Annotated in this window: 6 protein-coding genes; 1 reads left to right on the top strand and 5 read right to left on the bottom strand. The window is 61.9% G+C overall.

Annotated features, from left to right (window positions below; all coding sequences use genetic code 11):
- Positions 1-102: 102 nt before the first annotated feature.
- From HX839_RS30955 to HX839_RS30945, 3 genes are all read right to left on the bottom strand, one after another.
- Positions 103-1,401 carry an FAD-binding oxidoreductase gene (locus HX839_RS30955; RefSeq protein ID WP_177068185.1) on the bottom strand — a complete coding sequence of 433 codons (1,299 nt, stop codon included), beginning with the start codon at positions 1,399-1,401 and terminating at the stop codon, positions 103-105.
- On the bottom strand, positions 1,398-2,486 hold the full coding sequence (locus HX839_RS30950) for a polyamine ABC transporter substrate-binding protein (protein WP_003219153.1): 1,089 nt from the start codon (positions 2,484-2,486) through the stop codon (positions 1,398-1,400). Before HX839_RS30950 ends, HX839_RS30955 begins: the two co-directional genes overlap by 4 nt.
- 149 nt (positions 2,487-2,635) lie before the next feature.
- Positions 2,636-3,994 (bottom strand): glutamine synthetase family protein, encoded by a 1,359-nt coding sequence (locus tag HX839_RS30945; RefSeq protein WP_003219154.1) that lies wholly within the window; start codon positions 3,992-3,994, stop codon positions 2,636-2,638.
- 140 nt (positions 3,995-4,134) lie between these two features.
- Here HX839_RS30945 and HX839_RS30940 point away from each other — a divergent pair, with 140 nt between their 5' ends.
- Positions 4,135-5,052, top strand: a complete 918-nt coding sequence (locus HX839_RS30940) for a helix-turn-helix domain-containing protein (RefSeq protein WP_177068184.1) — start codon at positions 4,135-4,137, stop codon at positions 5,050-5,052.
- Between the two features lie 105 nt (positions 5,053-5,157).
- On the opposite strand, the gene HX839_RS30935 is transcribed toward HX839_RS30940, so the two are convergent.
- Complete coding sequence (locus tag HX839_RS30935; RefSeq protein ID WP_177068183.1) at positions 5,158-6,255, bottom strand: acetoin dehydrogenase dihydrolipoyllysine-residue acetyltransferase subunit; 1,098 nt, start codon at positions 6,253-6,255, stop codon at positions 5,158-5,160.
- Positions 6,252-7,271: an alpha-ketoacid dehydrogenase subunit beta gene (locus tag HX839_RS30930; protein WP_003219158.1), complete on the bottom strand. Its 1,020-nt coding sequence runs from the start codon at positions 7,269-7,271 to the stop codon at positions 6,252-6,254. The genes HX839_RS30935 and HX839_RS30930 overlap by 4 nt, the downstream gene beginning before the upstream one ends.
- Positions 7,272-7,289 lie beyond the last annotated feature (18 nt).

Raw genomic sequence — 7,289 nt, 5'->3', positions numbered from 1 at the left:
GGCAGAGCGTTTTGGTTACTTTGCCGCTTTTGCAAAGTGACTCGCTGTAAGAGCGAAACCATAGGTGGCCGTTACCGAAGAAACGGATATGTACCCAATCAATCACCCCACCATCTCCCGAACCCGATACCACAACATCCCCAACGCCAACAGCGGCGAACGCAACACCTTCCCCCCGGGAAACGTCATATGCGGCACCTGGCTGAAAATATCCAACCCTTTACTCTGCCCCGCATGAATTCCTTCCGCCAATAACCGCGCACACCAATGCGTCACGTTAAGGCCATGCCCCGAATACCCCTGGGCATAAAACACATTCGGGTGCTGCTTCAACCGCCCCACCTGCGGAAACCGGTTAGCCGTAATCCCAATCTTCCCCCCCCACTGAAACTCAATCGCGGTATTCGCCAACTGCGGAAAAACCTTGAGCATCTTCGGCCGCATATACCCCGCGATATCCACCGGATCACGCCCCGAATAATGACAAGCCCCCCCAAACAACAACCGCCGATCCGCCGAAAGGCGGTAATAATCCAACCCCACTTTCTGATCACACAACGCCAGGTTCTGCGGAATCAACTGATCAGCCACCCCAACCGACAGCGGCTCGGTCGCAATGATGTAGCTCCCCGCTGGCAACACCTTGCCGCTCAACTTCGGCTCCAATTCCTCCAGATGCGCATTGCACGCCAGCACCAGGCTACCGGCGCGCACTCTGCCAAACTCGCAACGCACCTGCACCGTGTCGCCATGGATCAACTCCAGCACCGGGCTGTCTTCAAAGATCCGCACCCCAAGGGATTCGGCCACTCCAGCCTCCCCCAGCACCAGGTTCAACGGGTGCAGATGCCCGGAGCCCATGTCCACCAGGCCACCGGCATACAAGCCTGAGCCAACCACCTGCGCCATATCCTGCGATGCCACCAACCGCGTTTCAGGCGCATACCCCAAGGCAGCCAGGCTCTCCAGCTCCCCCTGAAACGCCGCAAACTGCGCCGGCGTATTCGCCAACTCGCAAAACCCCCAGCGCAAATCACAGTCAATCCCGTGCTCGCGAATCCGCTCCCCCACCAGCGCCACCGAATCGATCCCGGCCTGCTGCAGGTAACGCACGCCCTCCTCCCCCACGTACCTGGCAAAGCCCGATACGTCATGCCCAATCCCGCGAATCAACTGCCCGCCATTGCGCCCGCTGGCGCCCCAGCCAATCCGCCGGGCCTCCAGCAGGATCACCGACAGCCCGCGCTGGGCCAGTTCGATGGCGGTGTTGACCCCGGTGAACCCACCGCCGATCACACACACATCGGCGGTCAGGTCAGCCCCCAGCGCTGGGCGCCGGGGCATGGCGTTGGCCGAAGCCAGGTAATAGGAACGAGCGTGGTCGGAGGAGGAACGGTTCATTTGTTGGTCTTCACTTTGCTCCAGGACCGCGTCATCAAGCGCATGACGGCGGGCGTCGGGGTGGTGGAAATGTAGAGTTTGTCGAGCACTTCCTGGGACGGGTAGATCTCGGGGTTGTTCACCAGCTCGGGGGCCATGAAGGCCTTGGCCGCCGGGTTCGGGTTGGCGTAGCCGACGCTGGCGCTGACCTTGGCGATCACTTCAGGGTCCAGCAAGTAGTTGATGAAGGCGTGGGCGGCTTTCGGGTTGGCGGCGTCCGCCGGGATGGCCAGCAGGTCGAACCACAGGTTGCTGCCTTCCTTGGGGATCGAGTAGGCGATGTTCACGCCGTTCTTGGCTTCCTTGGCGCGGTTGGCCGCCTGGAACACGTCGCCGGAATAACCGAAGGCGACGCAGATATCACCGTTGGCCAGGTCCGAGATGTACTTGGAGGAATGGAAATAAGTGATGTACGGCCGCAGGGTCAGCAGCTTGGCCTCGGCCTGTTTGTAGTCTTCGGGATTCTCGCTGCGCGGGTCCTTGCCCATGTAGTTGAGGATCGCCGGGAACAGTTCATCCGCCGAGTCGAGGAATGCTACGCCGCACTCGTGGAGCTTCTTGATGTTCTCCGGTTCAAACAGCACGGCCCACGAATCGATATGGTCGATGCCCAACACCTGCTTGACCTTGTCCACGTTATAGCCGATGCCGTTGGTGCCCCACAGGTACGGCACCGAATGCTCGTTGCCCGGGTCGTTTTTCTCCAGCAGTTTGAGCAGCTTGGGGTCGAGGTTCTTGAAGTTGGGTAGCTGCGAACGGTCCAGCTTGAGGAACGCGCCGGCCTTTACCTGGCGCGCCAGGAAGTGGTTGGACGGCACCACCACATCGTAGCCGGTACGGCCGGCGAGCAGTTTGCCTTCCAGGGTTTCGTTGGAGTCGAACACGTCGTAGATCACCTTGATCCCGGTCTTGGCCTGGAAGTCGGCCAAGGTGGTCTCACCGATGTAGTCGGTCCAGTTGTACACACTGACCGTCTGCGCGGCGTGGCCCGCGCTGCTGAACAATGCCGCCAAGGCCAGCGGGAGAAGCTTTTTCACCAGACGCATATCGACACCCCTTTGCTTGATTGATTTTTATGTATTCATCCAGCCATTCTGCCCGTAGCAGCTGTCGAGCCTTGGCGAGGCTGCGTAGCGATGTATCGGACACAATTGCGGTGGGCCCGACGCAGCCTCGCTAAGCTACGGACGAGTCGTCAGACGCTCAGCAGCAGGAACTCACGTTCCCAGGAGCTGATCACCCGCTTGAAGTTCTCGTGTTCGGCGCGCTTGACCGCGACGTAGCCGCGCACAAACTTGTCTCCCAGGTACTGCTTGACGGTGTCGCACTCTTCCATGCGCGCCAGGGCGTCTTCGATGGTGATCGGCAGCCTCAGGTTGCGGCGCTCGTAGGCGCGGCCTTCCACCGGGGCGCTGGGCTCGACCTTTTCGATCATGCCGAGGTAGCCGCACAACAGGCTGGCAGCGATGGCCAGGTACGGGTTGGCGTCGGCGCCCGGCAGGCGGTTTTCCACGCGCATGGCGTCGGGGCTGGAGCTCGGTACACGCAGGCCGACGGTGCGGTTTTCTTCGCCCCACTCGACGTTGACCGGTGCCGAGGTGTCCGGCAGGAAGCGGCGGAACGAGTTGACGTTAGGCGCAAACATCGGCAGCAGCTTGGGGATGTACTTCTGCAGGCCGCCGATGTGGTTGAGGAACAGTTGGCTCTTGTTGCCGTGCTCATCGACAAACACCTGCTTGCCGGTGGCGATCTCCACCACGCTCTGGTGCAGGTGCATGGCGCTGCCGGGCTCGTCGGCCACCGGTTTGGCCATGAAGGTGGCCGCCACGTTGTGCTTGAGTGCAGCCTCGCGCAGGGTGCGTTTGAACACGGTGATCTGGTCGGCCAGGTCCAGGGCATCGCCGTGGCGGAAGTTGATTTCCATCTGCGCCGGGCCGTCTTCATGGATCAGCGTGTCGAGGTCCAGGCCCTGGGCTTCGCACCAGTCGTAGACGTCTTCGAACAGCGGGTCGAACTCGTTGGCAGCGTCGATGGAGAACGACTGGCGGCCACTTTCGGCGCGACCGGAACGGCCCAGCGGGGTCTTCAGCGGCAGGTCCGGGTCTTCGCAGCGCTGGGTCAGGTAGAACTCCATCTCCGGCGCGACAATCGGCTGCCAGCCCTGGTCGGTATAGAGTTGCAGGACCTTTTTCAGCACGTTGCGCGGCGACAGTTCGATGGGGTTGCCCTGCTTGTCGAAGGTGTCGTGGATCACGATGGCCGTCGGCTCGATGGCCCATGGCACCACGTAGGTGGCGTTGGACACCGGGCGGCAGATCATGTCGATGTCGGCCGGGTCCAGCAGGTCGTAGTAGATATCGTCGTCGACAAAGTCCCCGGTTACCGTTTGCAGCAACACACTTTCCGGCAGGCGCATGCCTCGCTCATGCAGGAACTTGTTGGTGGGCGAAATCTTGCCGCGTGCGATGCCAGTCAAATCACTGATCACGCATTCGACTTCGGTAATCTTGTGTTCTTTCAGCCAGGCGGACAGCTGATCGAAGGGGGCGTTCATAAGGACCTCGTCATGGGTTGGATGCTGCGCCGCGGGCTTCCCTCGCGGCGCATTGAGGTCTATCTTGGGCCAGCCGTCCAACGGCATCTATCCACTTTGCGCCAACCACAACGCACCAATAGAGTGCGCCCAGGTTACCCATGACACAGGCAACAGCTTTGCGCGTACAGGCCTTCACCACCGGTGATGTGGCCGCTCAATGCAGTGCGACACCCGGTTGGGTGCAGCAGTACCAGCAGATGTCCCCAGGGCATTTCGCCGGGCAGATCCGCTACCTCGACCTGCAAGGTGTCGAGGTGTACGAAGAGCGGATGAACACCCGGGTGGAGCAGAACTTCAACGCGCCGCCGGGTTCCCTGGCGTTCTGTTTCGATGGCAGCGACAACGCGCTGTACGTGCTCAATGGCGAAAGCCGCAACACCTGGATCACCCCGGAAAACTACCGCGAAGTGGCAGTGGTGTTCGGGCCGCAGTTTGTCCAGCGCCATGGTCTGGATGTGGCGAAGCTGGAGGGGTTGTTCATGGCCCCGCTCAACTCCCTGCAAAACCCGTTGTTCAGCCGCTGGCTCAGCGGCACGCTGACGCGGCTGTCGGCGACGCTTGACCCGCCGAGTCGTGATGCGCTGACTCAGCAGTTACTGGACGACTGCCTGTTCATCCTCGACAACGCCTGCGTGTGCCTCGACAAGGGCTCATTGCAGCGACGCACCGAGGAGCGAATCATCATGGCGCGCATTGGCGAATGGGCGGCGGATGTGCCGGATGAAACCGTCAACCTGCTGCAACTGGCGCGCATTGCCGGGGTGCCGTTGCGCCAGTTGCAGCACGGGTTCAAGACGTATACAGGGATGAGCCCGGCGCAGTGGTTGCGGTTGCGCCGGTTGAACAGTGCACGGCGGGAGTTGTTGAGCCCGCCGTCAGTGGACACCACCGTGGCGGAGGTGGCGATGAATTGGTCGTTCTGGCATTTGGGGCGTTTTTCCAACAGTTATCGGGCGTTGTTTCAGGAGTTGCCCAGCGAGACCCTGAAGCGCCACCAAAAACACCGCTGGTCTTGAAGATCGTTCCCACGCTCCGCGTGGGAATGCATCCTGTGACGCTCCGCGTCACCCTCGGGACGCGGAGCGTCCAGGGCGGCATTCCCACGCGGAGCGTGGGAACGATCAGGTCCGAAGAAACGCCAGCATCAACTGATTCACTCGCTCCGCCGCCTCCAACTGCACCATATGCCCCTGCCCCGGCAGTATCTCCACCTGAGCGTCCAACCCATGGGCATGGCTCGCCGGGATGATTGCGTCCTCACTGCCCCAGATCACCAGGCTCGGCTGCTGCCCCACCACACTGCGCAAATCCACCAACTGCCGACCACCGCTGAACAACGCCCCGGTGATCTGCCGCAACGCCTGCTCCACACCCTCCAGGCGCTTGAACTTGAGCATGTCTTCCAGCATCTGCCGGGTCACCAGCGCCGGATCGCTGAACAGTTGCACCAGTTGCGGCTTGAGTGCATTGCGATTGCTCGCGTCGATAAAACCTTGCAGGTAATCACTGTTGATCTGCGTACCCAATCCAGCGCTGGCGATCAGGGTCAACGACGCCACACGCTGCGGTGCCACCCGCGCGAGGTTCAGGGAAACCAGCCCGCCCATGGAATGCCCGGCGAGGTGTACCCGGTCAACCTTCAGATAATCCAGCAGTGCCAATACCGCCTGGCTCAACTCCTCAAGCTCGCCCGTTTGCAGGTACTTGCCCGACTCGCCATGCCCCGGCAAATCCAGGGCGATCACCCGCCGCTCAGCCGCGAGCACCGGGTGATTGAACAGCCAGTTATTCAGGTCGCCACCAAAGCCGTGCACCAGCACCAGCGGTGTGCCGCCCTCCCCGAGGTCCAGATAGCGCAGCAGGCGCCCGCCCACCTCGACCTTCTGTGCCGATGGGCCGCTGGCTTCCGCCTCGGCGGCACTGGAAACGAACCCCGCCTGGAACGCCTCGATCACCCCATCAATCTCGGCCTCGCTGGCCTCGCCTTCCACCACGATTGCCAGCAATGCCCCCACGGGCAAGGTCTCATCGCTCTGGGCCAACACCCGTCGCAGCACCCCGCTGAAGGGTGCCTCGACACTGCTGGAAATCTTGTCGGTCTCGACATCCAGCACCTCTTCACCCTTCTCCACCCGGTCGCCCGGCTGCTTGAGCCAGACATCAACCCGGCCCTCGGTCATCGACAGCCCCCACTTGGGCATGGTCAGTGTATGGATCATGCGGCATTCCTCTTGTCGGCGATCTTCAGCACCGCAGCTTCGATCTTCGCCGCGTTGGGGATGTACAGGTCCTCCAGGGCATCGGAGAACGGCACCGGCGTGTGAGGCGCGGTGACCATTTCGATCGGCGCGCGCAGGAAGCCGAACGCCCGTTGCGCCACCAATGCACTGATGTCCGTGGCAATCGAGCAACGTGGGTTGGACTCGTCGATCACCACCAGGCGCCCGGTTTTCTCCACGCTTTCAAGGATGCTGTCTTCGTCCAGCGGGCTGGTGGTGCGCAGGTCCAACACTTCGCAGTCGATGCCCTGGCGCGCCAGATTGGCGGCGGCTTCCAGGGCGATGTGCACCATGCGCCCGTAGGTCACCAGGGTTACATCGTTGCCTTCACGCACGTAGTTGGCTTCGCCGAACGGCACGGTGTACAGCTCTTCCGGCACTTCGCCCTGGAGGCTGTAGAGCATTTTGTGTTCGAGAAAAATCACCGGGTCGTTGTCGCGGATCGCCTGGATCAGCATGCCCTTGGCGTCATAGGGCGTGGCCGGGCACACCACCTTGAGCCCGGGAATATGCGTCCACATTGAAGTGAGCATCTGCGAATGCTGGGCCGCCGCACGCAGGCCGGCGCCGTACATGGCGCGCACCACCAGCGGCGTGGTGGTCTTGCCACCGAACATATAGCGAAACTTCGCCGCCTGGTTGAGCAACTGGTCGAGGCAGCAGCCGATAAAGTCGACGAACATCAATTCGCACACCGGGCGCATGCCTCGGGTGGCGGCGCCGACGGCCATGCCTACATAGCCGACCTCGGAGAGCGGCGCGTCGAGCACGCGGTCGGGGAATTCCGGGTACAGGCCCTTGGTGACGCCGAGCACGCCACCCCAGGCGTCCTGTTCACCGGGCGAACCGGTGCCGCCGGACACGTCCTGGCCGATGATGAACACGCTCTGGTCGCGGCGCATTTCCTGGGCCAGGGCTTCGTTGATTGCCTGCTGATAGCTGATTTTTCTAGCCATGATGACTTCTCCACGGAT

It is taken from the genome of Pseudomonas sp. I8001, assembly GCF_013385345.1.
Classification (GTDB): domain Bacteria; phylum Pseudomonadota; class Gammaproteobacteria; order Pseudomonadales; family Pseudomonadaceae; genus Aquipseudomonas.
This window is presented reverse-complemented; position numbering and strand designations above follow the sequence as displayed.